15 protein-coding genes are annotated in these 19,051 nt (G+C 60.6%); 7 read left to right on the top strand and 8 right to left on the bottom strand.

All coding sequences use genetic code 11. The features are described 5' to 3' along the window. Window positions 1-278: 278 nt before the first annotated feature. The 3 genes from ABD884_RS23230 to ABD884_RS23220 all read right to left on the bottom strand — a co-directional run bounded on the left by ABD884_RS23230 (window position 279) and on the right by ABD884_RS23220 (window position 3,643). Entirely contained in the window at window positions 279-1,724 is a 1,446-nt protein-coding gene (locus tag ABD884_RS23230; protein ID WP_345052672.1) for a phytoene desaturase family protein, read from the bottom strand. After that, complete coding sequence (locus tag ABD884_RS23225; protein ID WP_345052669.1) at window positions 1,717-3,291, bottom strand: glycosyltransferase family 87 protein; 1,575 nt, start codon at window positions 3,289-3,291, stop codon at window positions 1,717-1,719. The genes ABD884_RS23230 and ABD884_RS23225 overlap by 8 nt, the downstream gene beginning before the upstream one ends. A gap of 139 nt (window positions 3,292-3,430) precedes the next feature. Next, window positions 3,431-3,643 (bottom strand): hypothetical protein, encoded by a 213-nt coding sequence (locus ABD884_RS23220; protein ID WP_345052666.1) that lies wholly within the window; start codon window positions 3,641-3,643, stop codon window positions 3,431-3,433. 60 nt (window positions 3,644-3,703) lie between these two features. On the opposite strand from ABD884_RS23220, the gene ABD884_RS23215 reads away from it, so the two are divergent. After that, the gene (locus tag ABD884_RS23215) at window positions 3,704-3,847 is read left to right on the top strand and encodes a hypothetical protein (protein WP_345052662.1); all 144 of its coding nucleotides are present in this window, start codon (window positions 3,704-3,706) and stop codon (window positions 3,845-3,847) included. 299 nt (window positions 3,848-4,146) lie between these two features. Here ABD884_RS23215 and ABD884_RS23210 read toward each other — a convergent pair whose 3' ends face one another. Further along, complete coding sequence (locus tag ABD884_RS23210; protein WP_051423469.1) at window positions 4,147-4,689, bottom strand: histidine phosphatase family protein; 543 nt, start codon at window positions 4,687-4,689, stop codon at window positions 4,147-4,149. A 42-nt stretch (window positions 4,690-4,731) separates the two neighbouring features. After that, window positions 4,732-6,228: a CCA tRNA nucleotidyltransferase gene (locus ABD884_RS23205; protein WP_345052659.1), complete on the bottom strand. Its 1,497-nt coding sequence runs from the start codon at window positions 6,226-6,228 to the stop codon at window positions 4,732-4,734. A gap of 178 nt (window positions 6,229-6,406) precedes the next feature. Here ABD884_RS23205 and ABD884_RS23200 point away from each other — a divergent pair, with 178 nt between their 5' ends. The 6 genes from ABD884_RS23200 (at window position 6,407) to ABD884_RS23175 (ending at window position 13,607) form a co-directional block, all read left to right on the top strand. After that, a complete protein-coding gene (locus ABD884_RS23200; RefSeq protein WP_425548303.1) occupies window positions 6,407-6,955 on the top strand; it encodes an NUDIX hydrolase in 549 nt (182 codons plus the stop codon). 60 nt (window positions 6,956-7,015) lie between these two features. Beyond that, the gene (murJ, locus tag ABD884_RS23195; protein ID WP_345055253.1) at window positions 7,016-9,079 is read left to right on the top strand and encodes a murein biosynthesis integral membrane protein MurJ; all 2,064 of its coding nucleotides are present in this window, start codon (window positions 7,016-7,018) and stop codon (window positions 9,077-9,079) included. Between the two features lie 142 nt (window positions 9,080-9,221). Further along, complete coding sequence (locus tag ABD884_RS23190; RefSeq protein WP_345052654.1) at window positions 9,222-10,853, top strand: ABC transporter substrate-binding protein; 1,632 nt, start codon at window positions 9,222-9,224, stop codon at window positions 10,851-10,853. Between the two features lie 198 nt (window positions 10,854-11,051). Then, window positions 11,052-12,008, top strand: a complete 957-nt coding sequence (gene trxB / locus ABD884_RS23185) for a thioredoxin-disulfide reductase (protein WP_345052651.1) — start codon at window positions 11,052-11,054, stop codon at window positions 12,006-12,008. A 36-nt stretch (window positions 12,009-12,044) separates the two neighbouring features. Beyond that, on the top strand, window positions 12,045-12,371 hold the full coding sequence (gene trxA, locus ABD884_RS23180; protein ID WP_028267905.1) for a thioredoxin: 327 nt from the start codon (window positions 12,045-12,047) through the stop codon (window positions 12,369-12,371). A 1,017-nt stretch (window positions 12,372-13,388) separates the two neighbouring features. Further along, window positions 13,389-13,607: a hypothetical protein gene (locus ABD884_RS23175; RefSeq protein WP_345052646.1), complete on the top strand. Its 219-nt coding sequence runs from the start codon at window positions 13,389-13,391 to the stop codon at window positions 13,605-13,607. 2,513 nt (window positions 13,608-16,120) lie between these two features. On the opposite strand, the gene ABD884_RS23170 is transcribed toward ABD884_RS23175, so the two are convergent. The 3 genes from ABD884_RS23170 to ABD884_RS23160 form a co-directional block, all read right to left on the bottom strand. After that, a complete protein-coding gene (locus ABD884_RS23170; protein ID WP_376953766.1) occupies window positions 16,121-16,939 on the bottom strand; it encodes an IS481 family transposase in 819 nt (272 codons plus the stop codon). 469 nt (window positions 16,940-17,408) lie between these two features. Further along, window positions 17,409-17,576 carry a hypothetical protein gene (locus tag ABD884_RS23165; protein WP_345052643.1) on the bottom strand — a complete coding sequence of 56 codons (168 nt, stop codon included), beginning with the start codon at window positions 17,574-17,576 and terminating at the stop codon, window positions 17,409-17,411. Between the two features lie 291 nt (window positions 17,577-17,867). Beyond that, on the bottom strand, window positions 17,868-19,049 hold the full coding sequence (locus tag ABD884_RS23160; protein WP_345052640.1) for a ParB/RepB/Spo0J family partition protein: 1,182 nt from the start codon (window positions 19,047-19,049) through the stop codon (window positions 17,868-17,870). Window positions 19,050-19,051: the final 2 nt, after the last annotated feature.

Below are 19,051 nucleotides of genomic sequence, written 5' to 3'. Positions count from 1 at the left end.
CGCAGCGAGGTCCGAGAACCCGCCCCGGCGCTGCCGGGGCGGGACTAGAAAACGAGACCCTCCGTCACCGGCTGAGCTCGTCCCCGGAAGTCGGAACTGAATTTCTCAGTCCAACTTCCAGTGCCCTGTTTCCGGACGCTCCTTCAGGTGTCCCATTCTCCAGCGGAACGCTCCTTCAGATCATCTAACTGCAGGAGGGTTCCGTCCCTTGGGCACATAGCTGAGCGTGCGTCCGCGGGAACGACCGCATACATGAGCGAGCGTCCGGGGGTGGGTGACTATGCGCCCAAGCCCAGCCCGGGTACCGGCAGGCCAAATATGTCCTTCAAGGCATATTTGGCCGCATGGTAGCCGGGCATTCCCGTCACGCCAGGTCCAGGCGGCGTGGACGAGGAGCAGAGGTACACGCCAGGCAACGGAGTCCGCCAAGGCACACGAGAAAGCACGGGACGCCGGACCAGACCGCGCAGGTCAAGCAGTCCTGCGCCAAAGTCGCCGCCCACATAGTTCTCGTCGTAATTGGCAAGGTCGGCCGCCGTCGTTGTCTTCCAGCCGAGCACCACATCCCGGAAACCCGGGGCAAACTCCTCGATCCTGGACATGATCGCCTCAGCCATGTCAATGGTTGATCCCTTGGGCACATGGCAATAGGACCAGAGAATGTGCCGCCCGGCAGGCGCCCGCCCGGGATCCACTATGGAAGGCTGGGCCAGGAGGACGTATGGCTTCACGGGATGCCGTCCCGCGGCTACAAGGTTCTCGGCCTCAGCCATGGCAGCACGTGTGCCACCCACATGCACCGTGCCGGCCACCGCCAACCCTGGGGCCGTCCAAGGCACGGGCCCCGAGAGGATGAAGTCCACCTTGCACGCTGCATTCCCGAATCGGAATGTTTCCAGCGACCGCCTGTAGCGCGTCGGGAGCGCTGGTCCAGCCATACCCAGCAGTGCAGGGGGAGCGATGTCGAGCAGAATGGCCTTCGCTGGATGCAGCTCTTCCAAGGAATCGATGCGCACGCCAGTCTCGATGACCCCGCCATGGGTCTCGATATCCCGGGCCATGGCATCCGCTATCACCGCAGAGCCACCAACCGGAATGGGCCACCCGCCCACATGGGCCAGCGCGCCCAGCAAGAGTCCCGCTCCTGCCGCCGCGAGCGAAGGCAGGGGAGCCACCGCATGCGCCGCGACGCCGCTCAGGAGTGCCGGAGCGGCATCCCCCGTGAAGCGCCGGTTCCACCACGGCGAGCCCTGCTCCAGCGTTGCCAAGCCCAGCCGTAGCGCAGCCAATGGTTGGCCGGGTATCCGCAGTAGCTGGTTTTGCGTTACGTCCAACACCCCGGCGAGGTGCTCCACTAGGGGTCCCATCAGGCTGGCAAACGCAGCTCCGTCGGTCCCGAGCTCCGCGGCGGTCCGCTCCAGCGAGCGGTACGCGAGGGCTGCCTTGCCGCCGTCAAGCGGAGTTCCGTACTGGACCTCCGGCAAACGCAGCTCCACGCGCCGCTCGAGTTCAAATTCCCGGAAGAACCGCGAAGCCAGAGCCATCGGGTGGACGGCGGAACAGACGTCGTAGACATGCCCCGGTTCCAACAGTTCGGACGTACGGGTACCGCCCCCTATAGTCTCTGCAGCTTCGTACACTCGGACATCCAGGCCCGCGCGCGCCATGACTACCGCTGCGGCCAGGCCGTTCGGTCCGGAGCCGACGACGGCGACCTCAGCCATCGCGTCCTGCCTCGCCGTGCGCAGATGGTACAGAGCGGTTCGCGGGCGGCGCTGAGTCCTGCATGGGCGGCACTGCATCTTCGGCAGGTTCGGAAGCAACAGGCGACGGAGCAACGCGTCGCCAGGGCAGCACGGATGCCGACGGGCTCATCAAGTCCACCCGGAACCAATCCTTGGCACCGTTGAACACGCCACCGTGCGGATCATCTACACCCTGCACCCGGAGGGGATCCAGTTGCGGTTCCCAGATGTCCCAAGCGACCCGCAACATCAAATATGCTGTTGCGGCTATATGCAGCATGACGGCCATGACGTAGTAGGGCATGTCAATGTTGTTCTGTGCCGGACCACCGCTACTCAACTGGCCCAGGTACATCCAGGTGGCCGTCCAATGCAACGCCTCGGCAGCCTGCCAGAGGAGGAAATCGCGCCAACGGGGCCTGGCCAAAGCGAGCAGCGGTACCAACCACAGCACGTACTGCGGCGAATAGACCTTGTTGCTAAGGATGAACGCGGCCACGATCAGGAACGTCAATTGGGCTAGGCGGGGCCGCCGGGGGGCGGCCAACGACAGGGCGGCAATCAGGATGCACGCCAGCAGGAACATATTCAGTGCCAAGGCATTGATGGTTTCCGGACCAAGTTGTGACAGGTGTAGGCGGTCGGCAACGAGGTTATAGGCGAACCACAACGAACCATATCCAGCGGGACGATCCCGGGTGAAGTCGAAAAAGTACCGCCAACCGGCTGGGTTCACGGCGGCGACAGGGACATTCACGATCAGCCAAGCTACGGCTGCCGAAGAGCTTGTCACGAAGAAGACCCGCATGCGGCCGGTGCGCACCGCTAGTAGAAGCACTGCGCCCAGGACGAGCACCGGGTAGAGCTTGGTTGCCGTCCCCAGTCCGATGAAAAGACCGGCAAGGATGGGACGTTCCTTCGCGAAGAAGTACATCCCTACCGCGAGCATGGCCACGGCCCAGATGTCCCAATTGATGACCCCTGCTAGCAGGATCCCTGGCGCCAAGGCCACCATGGCTGCGTCCCAGGGTCGGCGTTGGTTGATGCGCGCGGTAGCCACAACTGTCACGACCCACATAGCCGCTATCAAGGTGGCATTCACATCGAAGTAGCCCAGGATCCGCTCCTGATTGGCGCCGTGGCCTGGAACCAGCCATGCCGTTGCACCGGCTATGAGGCCAGTGATCACGGGATATTCGAAGAGGCTCTTCTGGTCAAAGAACGGAAACACGCCATCGGCAAGACCTCGGGTGCTGAAAAGTTCGGGAAGATCCGAATAGCAGGTGGCGTAGAACTGCTGGGGGGAGTGCCAACCATTGACGCGGCAATAGCCCTTGATCAGGATCGACAGGAGCGCGGCGACGATCGTGAGGATGATCAGGACGCGTTCAACGGTGAAGAATCCGGGGGAGATGGTGCCCGGGGAAGAACGCCGCCCCAGGGGCCCTCCGATCAGTTCGGTAAAGTTTCCCAGTAAGGAATCACTACGGCTGGGAACCACAAAGCGCGCACGCTTTTGTTGGCTGTGCGGCTTCGTCTCCTGCATGGGATCGAGCTTACCTTCAGGGCCACCGGATGCGTCCCGGTCTTAACCCGATGGTTTAAGGGCGGGAGCCCACGCATAGCCGCGTGGGCTCCCGCGGCCAACGATCCGAGGCGTGTCATCAGTCCTTCCTGAAGTGAAGTCAGCGGATGATGCCCATTTGGTGCAGGACGACGTAGACGTCTTCCCTGCGCTGGTCTAGCAGCTGTCCGTTGAAGAGAGTCCTGTCTTTGACGTCGGGTTTGCCGTTGAAGACCATCAGGTCCTTGAGGCGCTTGGCCAATGGTTCACCTCCTCCAGTTGTTTGAAAGAATTGCCGGAATTCGGGCACAACAATTAGATCCCCTGAATTCAAAGAAAACCCGGATGGAAATAGGCGCGCGAATAGCGGGCAATGGTGGGTGGAATAAGCGGAATGACCGCATCGAAATGCGAAGGTCCTGCAGATGTTCTCCAAGGTGCAGGCGTCCCCAACAAGAAGCTGGTTCCGAACTGTGAGGAAACTGCACACCACGTCAATGGCGTGTCACCTTTCAATGAAAGGCCAGTTCGCGTTTGACTAAACCGTGAACGGCCCCAGCATTCAGGCGCGGAAGTGCATCAGGGGAGCTTAGGCCGCAAAACGGCGTCGAGCAGCGAAGGCCGGGGTGCCAGCAACGGTCATCTTCCATCCGCTAGTCAAAGTAATCATTTTCCCAACCTCCTTTTTCGCTTCGGCGCCACCACAGCTGATTGACTGGGTAGCGCACGCCCTAATCCCGGTTAATCCCGGCGATTCGCTATGGGATAAAAATAAAGTTACACCATGAATCGCAGTGTTGACCAGCCAATTACAAACAATTTACAAACTAATTCTTCTTACAGTCCCCAGCGAAGAATGACAGGTGTCCGCTTATCCCATCCCAAGGTGCAGACCTTGGCTGTTCCCAGGAGAAAGTGGCGTCCTTCCACGGCGTCCAATTCAAGCCAGCGGGCGGTGAGGATCCGGGAGAAATGGCCGTGGGCCACAATCAGGACGTTGTCCATTCCGGACTCCAGGACACGGGCAATGATCTTGTCCGCACGTGCTGCCACGGAGTCGAGCGTCTCGCCGTTGGGGACGCCGTCGGTCCAGATGAGGTAGTCGGGGTTGTCCTTGCGGATGAGGTCCGAGCTGATGCCTTCGTAGTCTCCATAATTCCATTCCACAGCCAGCGGCTCATGAATGGCGTCGGGGAAACCCGCCAACTCCGCGGTACGCCGGGCTCGGCGCAGGGGCGATGTCAGCACCATGTCGAAGTCGATGCCTTCCAAGATCTTGCGAGCTTCCACGGACTGCTGTTCGCCCTCGACCGTCAGAGGAAGATCCGTCAAACCGGTGTATTGGCCGCTCTTAGACCATTCGGTCTCACCGTGACGCATGATCCAGAGCTGTGGCCGGGAGGGTCTGGCTACAAGGTTCACTTAGGACTCCTCTGGTTCGGCGGTGCCAGCGTGGGCATCGACGGCTGGTTCCGATGAAAGTTCGACGGCGGACTCGGGTTGCGCTGCCCACCACGCCAGAAGCCTGGATTCGGCGTCCGCTTGAGACATGGGGCCGTTTTCCATGCGTTCTTCCAGTAAGTATTTGTAGGCGCGGCCAACCACGGGTCCGGGTTTGAGTCCCAGCAAAGCCATGATCTGCGCTCCATCCAAGTCAGGCCGGATGGCATTGAGCGATTCTTGCTCGGCCAGGACCTCAATCCTTTGCTCAAGGTCATCGTAGGCAAAGGAGAGCCGTTCTGCCTTGCGCTGGTTGCGGGTTGTGACGTCGGACCGCGTGAGACGGTGCAGACGTTCCAGCAAGGGACCGGCGTCTGCCACGTAGCGACGCACGGCGGAATCGGTCCAGCCCGCGTCTCCGTATCCGTAGAAGCGCATGTGTAGCTCCACAAGCCGCGCCACTGCCTTGATGGTGTCGTTGTCGAAGCGCAAGGCCTTCATGCGTCTTGCCGTCAGCTTGGAACCAACCATGTCGTGGTGGCGGAAGCTCACCGCGCCGCCCGGCTCGAAGCGGCGCGTCGCCGGCTTCCCGACGTCGTGCATCAGGGCGGCGAAACGCAACACAAAGTCCGGACCCGGCACCGGACCGTCTGGACCGGTCTCGAGCGAGGCAGCCTGCTCCAGGACCTGAAGGGAGTGTTGGTAGACGTCCTTGTGGCGGTGGTGTTCATCGGATTCCAAGCGCAGAGCAGAAACCTCGGGCAGGACGAATTCGGCCAACCCGGTGTCCACGAGGAGGTCGATACCCGCCCGCGGATGAGCACCGTTGATGAGCTTGACGAGCTCTTCGCGCACGCGTTCGGCGGAAATGATCTTGATCCGTTCGGCCATCCCGGACATGGCAACGCGGACGTCGTCGTGCACGGAAACACCAAGCTGCGCCGCGAAGCGGGCGGCGCGCATCATCCTCAGGGGGTCATCGGAGAATGACGCTTCGGGAGCCCCCGGGGTAGCCAGCACCGAGGCGTGGAGATCCCGTACGCCGCCGAACGGATCCACGAGCTCCAGGGAGGGCAGCCGCAGTGCCATGGCGTTGATGGTGAAGTCGCGGCGGAGCAGGTCATCCAGCAACGACGAACCGAAGGCAACCACCGGCTTGCGGGATTCGGCGTCGTAGGCTTCGGCGCGGTAGGTGGTGATTTCAATCTGGAAGCCGGACTTCTTCATCCCGATCGTTCCAAAGGCCCTGCCAATCTCCCAGAAATTGTCTGCCCACCTCTTGATGATGGAAAGGGTTTGCGCGGGGGTGGCGTTGGTGGTGAAATCCAGGTCCGGCGAAACCCGGCCCAAGAAGAGGTCCCGGACCGGACCGCCCACCAGCGACAGTTCGAATCCAGCGTCCACAAACCGCCGACCGAGGTCCAGGACCACTGGATCCATCTGGAAATTGACTGAAGAACTGTCCAATACTTGCGCCATAGTTCCTTAAGCTTGTCAGATTTCACCGGCCCATCACACCGGCTCCTCCTCATGACAGGAGGATGCAGCGTGATCGCGTGGCGACAACACCGGGATCACGGCCGAACGCCATCCGCACGTCACCGGGCGTCCATGTCCCGGTCATCACCAACGGGCAAGAGTCGTTAGAGTGGACTTCATGGCCAACCCGATCCCGAGTGCTCCTGGCAGGAGGACGAACGCACCATTGCCGTCGGCAATTGGTGCCCACGTCGCGCCCGCTCCGCACCCGGCCCAGGCCTCCCTTCCCACGGTAGAGGAGGTCTCTGCTGGCGGCGTCGTCGTAGACACCTCCGACGGCGAACTGAGGGTTGCGATCATCGCCCGCCTTAACAGGGGTGGCCGCCTTGAGTGGTGCCTGCCGAAGGGGCATCCCGAGGGCAAGGAAAACAACGAGGAAGCTGCCGTCCGCGAGATCGCAGAAGAGACCGGAATCGAAGGCAGTGTCCTGGCTCCGCTGGGCAGCATCGACTATTGGTTTACCGTGAGCGGGCATCGCGTCCACAAAACCGTGCACCATTTCCTGCTGCGGGCCACGGGCGGAGATCTGACCATCGAGAACGATCCCGACCAAGAGGCCATCGACGCCGCTTGGGTTCCCCTGCAGGAACTGGCCCGCAGACTGTCCTTCCCCAATGAGCGGCGGATCGCCGATCTTGCCCGGGATGTACTGCCCGAACACCTTTAATACGGCCTTTGATAAAGTCTTGACGCAACAGGCAGCCCGGCTCATGGGACGATAATGACAATGTCTGCCGCCAAAACAACCCAGTCAACCCAGTCCGGTGAAACCCGTTCCAGCGCCGTCATGGCAGCCGGGACGCTCGTTTCGCGGTTCCTCGGCTTCGCCAAAACCTGGATGCTTGGTGCCGCACTGGGCCTGGGATCGACGGTCAACGACACATTCATCAATGCCAACAACCTGCCGAACCTGATTTTCCTTCTGGTGGCCGGTGGCGTTTTCAACGCCGTGCTGGTCCCGCAGATCATCAAAGCCAGCAAGGGTCCGGACCGCGGCGCGGATTACATCAGCCGGCTCCTGACCCTGGCCGTGCTGGTTCTCTTGAGCCTGACGGCGCTGGTCACGCTGGCCGCGCCGATGGTTATCGACCTCACTACCCAGGGCTACTCTCCCCAGCAGAAATCGCTGGCCGTAGCCTTCGCGTTCTATTGCCTGCCGCAGATCTTCTTCTACGGTTTGTATGCATTGCTGACCCAGGTCCTCAACGCCAACGGCGCCTTTGGTCCCGCGATGTGGGCGCCGATCCTGAACAACGTGGTGGCCATCGCCGGACTGGGCATGTTCATCTGGATCCTCGGTGCCAACAACACCAACCCACACACCTTGGACAATTGGGGGCCTTTCCAGACCTTCCTGATCGCGGGCTTCTCCACCGTCGGCGTGCTCGCGCAAACCGCCATACTCCTCGTTCCGGTGATCCGCCTGCGGCTCGGGCTCCGGCCCCGCTTCGGCTGGCGGGGAGTGGGACTGGGCCAGGCAGCGAAACTGAGCGTCTGGACGCTCTTGACCGCCGCCGTCGGGCAACTTGCTTTCCTGTACGTCATGAGGATCGCCACGATTCCCGGCTCTGAGCGCCTTCGACTTGAGCACGCGCAAGATCCGGCCGCCGCCACCCTTCCCGGCAACGCGGTCCTGGAAGTCGCCAGCCAGCTCTATCTGCTACCGCACTCGATCATTGCGTTGTCGCTCGCCACCGTGCTGTTCAACCGCATGGCCCACGCCTCCCAGGCCGGCAACAAAGCCGAACTGCGCGAAGCCCTTTCGCACGGACTGCGGACTATGGCCGTCGCGACCGTTTTCGGGGCTTTGGCCCTCTTTGCCCTCGCTGGTCCGCTGGGCATGTTCTTCTCCGGCGGGAAGCCCCAGGACGGGGTCATGCTCGCCCAGACCCTGACGATCCTCGCGCTGAGCACCCCGTTCATGAGCGCCAACTTCATGATGTCCCGCGTTTTCTACGCCAATGAGGACGCCCGTACCCCGTTCTACATCCAGCTCATGCTGGCCGTGCTCAACGTCGTTGGCGCATTCATCATCCAGTTCCTGCCGGTGGGCCAGATCATCTTCGCGATTGCCGTGTTGTACACGCTCGGCAACATCCTCTCCGTGGTCATCAGTGTCTGGTTCCTGCGACGGCTCCTTGGCCATGTGGACGGGCCCCGCATTGCGAACTCCTACATCCGCATGGGCTACGCGGCGCTCGGCTCAGCAATCGCCGGCGCTTTGGCTTTGTGGCTCCTGGGCAGCTACCAAGCCGACGGCTTCGCCTGGAGCAGCAGGCCCGCCGCCCTGGTGACGGTTGTCGTCGTCGGGCCCGTCATGCTGCTCGCGTACTTGCTGCTGCTGCGAGTCTTCCACGTCAGCGAGCTGCGCGATTTGCTCCGGCCGCTGCTCGGCCGGCTGGGCGTTAGCGGCCCCGCTTCGACTCCGGTCCCGTCCACACGCGGGAAGCAGCCCCCGACGGCGGTCCGCGCCACGGTATCCGACGATACCGGTCTCATTCCGCGCATCTCGGGCGAGTTCGACGCCGCGTCGTTCCGGGCCGGTCCCGCCTTGGAAACCATCCCGCCGAAAGACCGAACGTGGGACGACCCAGCTGGCGGTCAAGAAGGAAAGGACAAGGTGGATGCCTGGTCCGACGTCGAGAAGTCCTACCTGCCGGATGAGGACCTCCCCGGCACCGCCCAGGGAGGCGTAGGCCGCCCTGGCATCCCGCTGCCTGGCCGCCGCACCTACCAGGGGACGCTGGGAAACAACCCCTATTTCCGCGGTGGATCTCGCCGTAAAAGGTGACGTTTCAGCGCAATCCGGGGGCCCGAACGGCCCAATCCGCTAGGATCAGAAACTAATACAGGTAGTTGCAGACCACGGGTCACCCGGCTGGCCGGATCACGTATTCAGGACCCGCAGCTTCCGGACAGTCTAGGAGGAACCCGTGTCCCACCCGATCGATGTCGGATCAGTGCTTGGCGGCCGCTACAAAGTCACAGCCACCGTGTTGACTTCGCACGACCAAGATCTGGTGCTCGACGGCGTGGACCAGGTCCTCAACAGGCCTGTCAGTATCCTGGTAGCCGGCCCGGGGAACGCTGAGCAAGTTGCCAAGAGCGCCCGCGAGGTAGCCACCGGCGAACGGCCCGGGCACGTCCAGATCCTGGATCTAGGCGTCAGCGACAGCACCACGTACCTCATCACCAACCACAGCAGCGCTCCTGATCTGCTGGACCTTGTGGTGGCAACCAACCCGCCGTACGTCGAGCCGTTCTTTACGGACACGCTTGGCAGCGAGATTTTCGGCCAGGCGCGGTCCCACGAGCCAGAGACCTACGACGGACTCTACGACGACGACGAGCACGACGCCGAGTACATCAGCTACGACGAGGTCGAACCCAACCCTGCCGGCGAACCGCGGGAAACTGCTGCTCCTGCCCAAGACCCGCGCCGCCCGGTGGTTCCCCCGAGGCCAGCCGACCGGCCGACGTCGGCTCCCGGGATTATCGGTTCCCGCATCGCCGCGGCTGCTGCCGGCGCAGGGGCGGCAGCAGCCGCGGCCGCCGTGAAGGGTGCCGGAAAGTCAAGCTCCGACGACGGCCAGCGAACGTCGGCTGCATCGTCGGCCTCGGAGGCTGTCAGGTCCGCCGAGCCAAGCCAGACGGCCCCCCAGCAAATCCAGCAGGAGCCCACAATGCGGGTGGTTCCCGCCTCCAATGCTCCAGCGCCGACCTCCGCGACCCCCGCCCAGGACGCCAAAGTCTCTCTCTGGGCAGATGACGACTACGGTTACATCAAGGACGACGCCGCCTCCCGCGGTGCGGCCGCTGCCGCAGCGAGCGGGTACACGCGAGGCGCGTCGAGCTTCCCGGCGACGGCCCGCGAGCAGGCCGAGCCTCTCGAAGAGGACGAATACTACGACGATGAGCCCGTGCGTGAGCCGCGATCCTTCCGATGGCTTGTAGGCGGCGTTCTAGCAGCGGTCCTGATCGTCGGATTGATCCTTGCCGTCACTAACCTCGGCAACCTCATCCCGGGCGGCGCTCCCGCGGCCAAGCAGTCCGCCGCAGCGCCTCAAACAGGAAACGGACAGCCAAGCAGCAGTTCCACAGCCCCTGTGGTCGCCGCGCCGCCGGTCATTGATGGAGTCACCCGTATTGGCGATTTCGACTTCGCCGCGACCTACGACAAAGACTTGGTCAAGGCATATGACGGCAATGCCGCAAGCTACTGGTCAGATATGGAGTTTGCCACTGCGGACTGGGGTGGCCTTGCGCCGGACGGAGTTTCTTTGCTCGTCAAGCTGCAGGCTCCAGCCCAAGTCAAGTCCGTCATCTTGAGTCAATTGGGGGCTTCCGGCGGAAACATCAGCGTGTACACCAACGATCGTCCGGCCATGGACGGCGCCAAGCTGGTAGGCACCAACAGTTTCACCTCGCCTGAACTCGCCATGCCTCTCAGCACCCCTGTGACCGCCCAGTACGTGATCATCTCCATCAAGTCGCTGCCGAAGCTCACGGCGCCCAAGACACGCTACGGTTACGGCCTACGCCTTGCGGAGATCAAGGTCCAGTAGGCCCTGTCCAGTAGCTCAGCGTCCGGTGGGCGATGGTGTCCGGGCCCTTCCCGGCTCCATGCCGGCAGACGGTACCCTGATGTTGGTGGATATTAGGGTCCCCGGAAACGCCGGAATATTAGACGCCGCGATGGGGTTGTGCCATGTGGCCGGCCGCGATAATCCGGTGCATCGACTAAGGAAGAGGTTCACCCAACAGTGAGCAACGCAGAAAACACCGCATCACAAGTGCGTGATGTCATCATCGTAGGCTCCGGGCCTGCGGGTTACACGGCTGCCGTCTACACCGCGCGCGCCAACATGAACCCGCTGCTCATCGCCGGTTCCGTGACTGCCGGTGGGGAACTGATGAACACAACGGACGTCGAAAACTACCCGGGCTTCCCCGAAGGCGTCATGGGACCCGATCTCATGGAGAGCTTCGAAAAGCAAGCGGCACGCTTCGGGACAGAGATCCAGTTTGAGGATGTCACCGAACTGGATCTCGACGGCGACATCAAGTCGGTGACTATCGGCACAGGGGAGACCTTCAAGGCACGGGCAATCATCCTGTCGACCGGCTCTGCCTACCGAGAACTCGGCCTTGCGAACGAAAAGCGCCTTTCTGGTCACGGAGTGAGCTGGTGTGCAACCTGTGACGGTTTCTTTTTCAAGGACCAGGACATCGCCGTGATCGGTGGCGGCGACTCGGCCATGGAGGAAGCAATCTTTCTCACCAAGTTCGCCAAGTCCGTCACCGTGGTGCACCGCCGCGATGTTCTCAAGGCTTCCAAAATCATGGGTGACCGTGCACAGGCCCACGAAAAGATCAACTTCGTGTGGAATTCCGCCGTCGAGGACGTCATCGGAGGCGAAAAGGTCACTGGCCTGAAGCTGAAGAACCTTGTCGACGGTACCGAGTCCGAGCTCGCTGTCACTGGCGTCTTCGTGGCCATTGGCAACGATCCGCGGACAGAGCTGGTGAAGGGCAAACTGGAGCTGGCGCCTGAAGGCACCATCGCCGTCGAGGGCCGCAGCTCGAAGACGAGCATCAAGGGCGTCTTCGCCGCGGGCGACGTCGTTGACCCGACCTACCGCCAGGCCATCACAGCGGCCGGCTCGGGTTGTGTCGCCGCCTTGGACGTCGAGCACTATCTTGCAGACCTGCACGCCTAATCGGCACAACAGCCATCCATTCGAAGGGAAAGAATTATGAGCAACGCTAAAGACGTTACCGACGCTAGTTTCAGCACCGACGTGCTGGCCGCTAAGAAGCCTGTCATCGTGGATTTCTGGGCAGAATGGTGCGGTCCGTGCCGTAAGTTGGGTCCGATCCTGGACGAAATCTCGGTTGAGTACGGTGACAAGGTTGACGTCGTCAAACTGAATGTCGACGACAACCCCGCTATCGCCGCGGAATACGGAATCACCTCCATCCCGGCCGTTTACCTCTTCAGCGGGGGAGAAGTGAAGAGCACGGTTATCGGTGCCAAGCCGAAGCAGTTCTTCGAAAAGGAATTTGAGTCCGTCCTGTCCTAAGGCATTGCACTAGGAATCTCAGGCGTTCTTTCGCTTGTGGCTCAGCCGGTGGTTTTCGCTTTTGAGCGACAATCACCGGCTTTTTCATGCCCAGAGGCTCTTGTCGATTACAAAGAGGGCCCGCAGTTTGTCTCTGAACCTGATTTCAGTTCGAAGACCTGCACCATTTTTGTTATGGCCTTGGACGAAGCCGGACACGTGCATACTAAAGCCAGTTACCCAAAGTCTGGCGCTTCTCTCGCTTTAGTTCGCTCAATCGTCGGTGGCTCAAAATGGGCAGAGGACCGTTTCACGTGAAACATGGTGGCGGGCATTTCGGGGGAGAAGTCATCCCAGTGTTCTAAGTCGTCTAGTGTCTGCCCCTTCGGAAACGGACTGTTTCACGTGAAACATCCCCGATTTATGATGGGTCGGTGGAGCGCATCTTTGGGCCTCTATATTTGCGGACCGCCTGGACGCGTTCCACACTTAACGGCGTCAAGCGCGTCACGTCTCCGCGAATATTCAATAGCCAGGCCCTATCGTCGACAAACTTGGGCAAATGCCTTCTTAGGATCTACGGCAATGTTTCACGTGAAACGGTACAGGCCGATTCTATCCTGCAGCGCTAACCATCGCTCAGCCATCCGTTTCGAACCCAGCGAACATGCACCAAGGCGGGACGTCCCAGTCTCTCCCATAGCTCCATCCGAGACCGCGTGCCGACTCTACAAGGCGAACCGTGCACATAACGATCACGCCGGCTGCGTCATAAAGACGCTAGACGGATATTCAACAATTGGAAAGCTATAAGGTTACATTTCTCAAAACTAGGGATTCTTTCAATTTGCCGAAACAGATCCAGGGTGGGAAGGCTCGCTGCCTGCGGAGGCCGCCCAACTGCTCAGGCATTCGCCAACGACTTGAAGCCGCCTACCATCGGAGAGACTTGACGGCATCGCCGTCATTTCTAACTCGGAAGGCGAAACCTCCTTGTTGTTGTTGTTGGTTGGGATTGTAGGGCTGATATTACGAAAGATGACTCCCTCATCCAAGGAAGACCAGGAAGTGGGCAGGATGGTGATTCAGTACCTGAGACTCCCCGCGCCCGGTACTGAGCCGGACGGACCTTCCATGCGCGCTCTAGTGGAAGCGGTCCCGGGGTCATGGAGAATCCCCACGCCACCACTCCCGAACCAGGACCCGGGAGTGGTACTCACGATCTTGGAAAGGCGCGTGACCCGTTCCATTTTGTAGGAACCACATCTGCTTCGCATAGCGTTCCTGGCGCTTGAGCCAAGAGACTCACCCAGTCGACGGCGTCGTGCGAGCTCATAATATCTGTGCAACTCTCGGCCGGTACTAAGTCCCTTGTCGGAGGGCTTCCCGTCGATCTGCGTCCCACATATGGGTGACAGTCGGTGTTGGCGGAATTCGCAGACACCCCACCACCCATCCCTCGTTTACTGGGAAGTCGATACAGCGCCTAGTTTCTTTACGATCTAAACTCCCCACTTGCGATGGGCACAATGATCCACGTCATGGCTTGGACAGTGCTGGGCTCGGCGGTGCCCTGGGCTGCTGGGTCATGCGGTATTCTGCTGGGCACTACACCGCATCCAAACGTGCCGGCCGGTGCTGAACAGGCCTTGACCGAACCACCACAGACCAGCTCGCCTCAAGAAGGTAGGGCCGATACAGATGCTTGAACGCTCAGCTGCGTCCTTGGATGACGGCGGGGGAGGGCCTTCGGGACTTGGAGCGCGACCGTACGCCTTCACTCTGCTTGGGACTTTGTCATCCGGGGGCGGCAGCTGTACCAAATGCAGACACCGAAATTGCTCAGCGTGGCTCATCTCTCGGCGATTCGGACTCGACAGACGCATCTGACAGAACCCTTCCTTAGGCTAAATTGCCTAGCCGAAGAGAGCACCAAGCAATGCCAAACAAGCTGCTCGGAAGATCATCAGACTGGTCCCAAGTCCCTGTTGATCATGCCTCCTATGCATCCGGCTCGTGAGGATGTGTTCCAGACATGAAGCACCGTGAGCCTTGATGCATCCCGTATGCACATGGACACTTCACTATCTGCGTTCTCCGGGGAGCCACTGTTTCACGTGAAACATGTCGAACCTCTGGAGCGGAGGTTCACCTTGGCGTATCCCGTAACATCAGCCGACCTTAAGGAATTGGCAAGAATCAGAGCCTATGGATGCACCGCAAGGGCGTACCGAGTGCCTCCTCCAGGCCAGGCCTGAATAGATATCCACCGTTCACCCGAAAGTTATACACAGAGTTATCCACAGCGATATCCACCGACCCATGTTCAAAGCAGTGCCACCCCTTCAGCCCGGGCTGCAGGAGTTCGTACACGGGCAAATGAGGTGACCCTCGTTCAGAGAGTGAAGGTTGTTAGTGCAACGTCAGAACTGCCCTGAAACAGAGAAAGACTACCCGTATTCGACACAAATTCGAGAGAATCAGAAGACTTTCGACAACTAGGGACCGTTTCACGTGAAACAATCACGCCAGTGAATTGCGGCGTCCATCCTACCGGTCCACGGCGATGGGAAGCGTCGTAACTCGGGATCCACAGACTGCCAGTCCCCACTACTTATCAACAAAGATATCCACAGCGATATCCACTGGCCTCCAGGGACTTTTCAACAGCTTTAGGACAGCCTCATAACAGTCGCTCCGCAACGATGTGAAGCGCCGTCGTCGATAGCTGTTGCAGCCATCCGTCGCCTTGTACGCAGCTCGGCTGAGCAGCTCGCTCCAGGAGTTGGCGATGATGCTCCCGGAGACTAGGGAGACAGGTACGTGATCAGACTCTGTGGTTCGCCTACGGGTCCCAAAGCTGGGTATTCGTACGCGTCTCCCAACTACCACAAAGGCCGGAGACACCGAAGATCTATGGTTCCTGCAGTTATGGGCTCCCACACACAATCACGGTCTTCACCAGCCACGAGCTTTCCCGCCAAGCTTCAAAACAAGCGTGCGACGGAATAATCGCTTGCTTCCCAGAGCGAAGGGAATCCAGCCTTCGCAATCAAAAACACAAGGATTGCGCAGCTCTGACGTCCAGACCGGGCAGCCAAGTGACACGAGACGAGTCGACGACATGCAACGGCCCAACCGGATGGCCGGGCCATATCGGCGACCACGGCTGGAATCCGCACGCTGTGTCGACCGACTACCTTCTGAACACGCCAGATCGCGAGCGTCACGCAATACCCACGACGGAGAGCGCTCCCCGAGCATGCACGCGTGACTCTCACTAGCCTGCCGGGGCAGCCTAGACACTCGCATTCGCCGGACGAAGATCGAGCAAGAATCTACGGAGCCAGGGCATGTGCACCACTACTCCCGATCTTCACTGACACATGATGTACCGCCAGCAAGGACACACCGAACGGCCTAACAGGGCGCACAATGGAACGGCGCACCATCGCAGCGGAGCATCGACTGGCCCTCTTGGAGCACTCCTATCAGCTTGTACAGGGATCTGGCGGGTGATCGCTGAATAATACATCCTCGCCCTAAAGGCGAGAACGGCGAGAATAGTCAGATCCACGTGCCCGAGGTACCCCCCCACATTAGCTTGTCCGCTGAGTCTCCAGCCGGGGACCACTAGCCAGCACTGCACAGCAACAGCACTCCACGAGGAGCACGCGGAAGCATGAAACAACTACCGAGCTCAACACTGAGCGATAGCGGACATGGTCTCCTACAACGGAGCGCCGAGACCGGTATCCAGCGCACGGGAACTATGACCGCGCCATTGCGCTCCACAAGCCAGGATATCCAGCGCCAACAATTTCGGGCGCGCTAGTTGTAACTCTCACGGAGGTTGTGAACGCGCTCGATGGGTGAGTGGCCTTTAACGCCGTTGTGGGGTCGATGGTGCTTGTAGTGGTGAGCCATTCCTGGTGGGCGGCTGCTCGGGCTTCGTCCGAACTGTAGGCGCGGGCGTCGGCCCATTCGAAGGCGGGGGTGCGGTTGAACCGTTCGACTTTGCCGTTGGTCTGAGGCCGGTAGGGGCGGGTGTATTTGTGCTTGATCCCCGGCCCGAGCGCGTCGTTGAAGACCTTGGAGCGGTAGCAGGAACCGTTATCCGTCAGAACCCGCAGCACGGTGATTCCCTCGGCCTGGAAGGCGGCGTTCGCGCGGACCCAGAACGCAGCTGCGGTGTGTTGCTTTTCATCGGTTGGGATTTCCGAGTACGCGTACCGGGAGTGGTCATCCACGGCATGGTGGAGGTAGGCATAGCCGCGACCTTGCTTCTTGTTGTTCCGGTTCCCCGCCGTGCGGCCCTGCACGCGGTGGCCTCCGCCATCGGGGATCCGGCCCAGTTTCTTGACGTCCACGTGAACGAGGTCCCCGGGATGGTCGTGCTCGTAGCGTGCAGGACGCGGTTTGCGGACAGGCAGGTCCGTGATCTTGTCCAGGCGTGCCAGCAGCGGCATGTTGAAACGCCGAAGAACCCTTTCCACCGTAGACCGGTTCATCCGTAAATGGAACGCAATCCGGTGAGGACCGCAGCGCCGGGTGAACCTGAGGGCGATGATGCACCGTTCGGTCCGCACCGGGGTGCGGGTCGGAGATGTCTTGTCCTTTCACTGCTTCAATCTTCTTGAGTCGCCTCGTTTCACGTGAAACGTCGGGGAGCCAATGGCTTCAATTGGGCGTGGACTGCTAAGGATGCTCACTTGGCTACCAGCAGATGAGGTGCGCAGTTGGGTCGGATTCGTCGAAAATTCGGGATGCGCGCATGCCTTCACAATTGGCCCGGAAAGTCCCCACTGAGCCAGAACGGCGAAGTCTCCAAAGCGAGTCCGACGGGGAACAGTCGCGCGCCGCGTCATCCAGAGAGAAGACCGAAGTGTTTCACGTGAAACGCGGCACAGCACTAGGCGATACCTCCTCAAACCTTCACCGGAAGTTGCCACCGCGGAACACTGGCCGGTCTCCAGGAACTGGCCTCACTGCGTCCGCACATGCGTATCAACGCGGCACCGATAGTCCTTCATCTCGAATCTCGCCGCAAAAGCCGTGTTAGGTTTCGACAACTCCGGTAATGACAAAGCTAGTTCTGGGACAAGCAAGATGCCAGTCGTGGCCCGTCGAGGCTGAGACGGCGTGGCAAACCAAGCAAAGCAACGCGATACCGACCATCGAAGAGCTAACGCCCTCGGCCGGCGGCAAGTGGAACGAATGGAGCACACAAACAATCTGCGGGTCATCCAGATAGATTCCCGTTTCGAGTGAAACAGGAAACTCTCTGCACGTGAGGCCGCCTACCTTCGACCAGGCCCGGAGGCAGCACTCCCGCAAACTCTGGTGACCTGATGAGGCGTTCCTGAAGGCCGCGAATGGGTCTTCCAATCAGAACACGTGAAAGCTACGGTCGCAGAAGGCAGCGCCAAAAAGGCCTCGCCTTGCTTTCTCGCAGCGCTAAAAAAGAAATGGGGTCTGCTTCCTTAGAAGCAGACCCCATTTTTAGAAATCAAGCAGCTACCCTTCGGCACCGGGCGATATTACATCCATGATCCGATTCAGATCCTCAACACTTGCAAACTCAATGCTCACGCGACCCTTTCGAGCCCCCAAGGTAATCTTCACGTTGGTGTCAAGACGATCCGAAAGGGATGAAGCAAGGTAGTCTAAGCGTTCGTGGCGCGCATTGGGGCGGGGGATGCTGTTTTTCGGCGGCACCGTAGGATCCTGGTACAGCGCAACTGCTTCCTCGGTAGCACGTACAGACATACCCTCGGCGACGATTTTCTGCGCGAGTCGCTCCATTGCGGCCGAGTCCGGCAGAGCAAGCAACGCACGCGCGTGGCCGGCCGAAAGAACACTTGCCGCAACGCGCCGCTGGACCAAGGGCGGAAGCTTGAGGAGACGAAGCGTGTTGGAGACCTGCGGCCGCGAGCGTCCAATCCGGTCAGCCAGCTGCTCGTGGGTTGTGCCGAAGTCTTCCAACAACTGCTGGTAGGCGGCTGCCTCTTCCAAGGGGTTCAGCTGACTGCGGTGAAGGTTCTCCAACAAAGCGTCGCGAAGGAGGTCATCATCATTCGTATCGCGGACAATCGCCGGGATGGTTTCGAGACCAGCGGCCTGAACTGCCCTCCATCGACGCTCACCCATGACCAATTCATACGGTTCTCCACCCTTTTCGGTTGAAGTACGTACAACAATTGGCTGGAGGACGCCAATTTCTTTGACGGAGTGAACGAGCTCCGCCATGTCGTCCTCATCGAAGACACTACGAGGCTGCTTGCGGTTTGGATGGATGTCTCCGACGGGGATCTCCGCGAAACGCGCGCCTGGAACTTCGACTAGTTCAACCTCGGACGCCTCCACGCGAGGAGTGTCAGAGACAGCATCTTTAGCGGAAGCGGCCTTCACTTCATGTGAAACCTCCGAGGCGGCGGCCTTAGCGGAACGCGACTTCGCCGCGGGAGACTTTGCCGGCGTCGGGCTCTTTGAAGAGGAGCCTCGCGACGGTGAACTCTTGGCTACCTCGGTTTCAAAAACTTCCGGGGTATCGACCGTGTCCGCCGCCTTGCGGGCTTCGGGGAAGAAGAGGTCCACAGGGCGGGATGCCGGAACGCCATTGCCCGATGCACCGGCCGAAGCGGAGCTGGGAATGAGAGCCCCAAGACCCCTACCCAGGCCTCGTCGCTTTTCGCTCATTA

Source organism: Arthrobacter methylotrophus (assembly GCF_039539965.1).
Classification (GTDB): domain Bacteria; phylum Actinomycetota; class Actinomycetes; order Actinomycetales; family Micrococcaceae; genus Arthrobacter; species Arthrobacter methylotrophus.
This window is presented reverse-complemented; position numbering and strand designations above follow the sequence as displayed.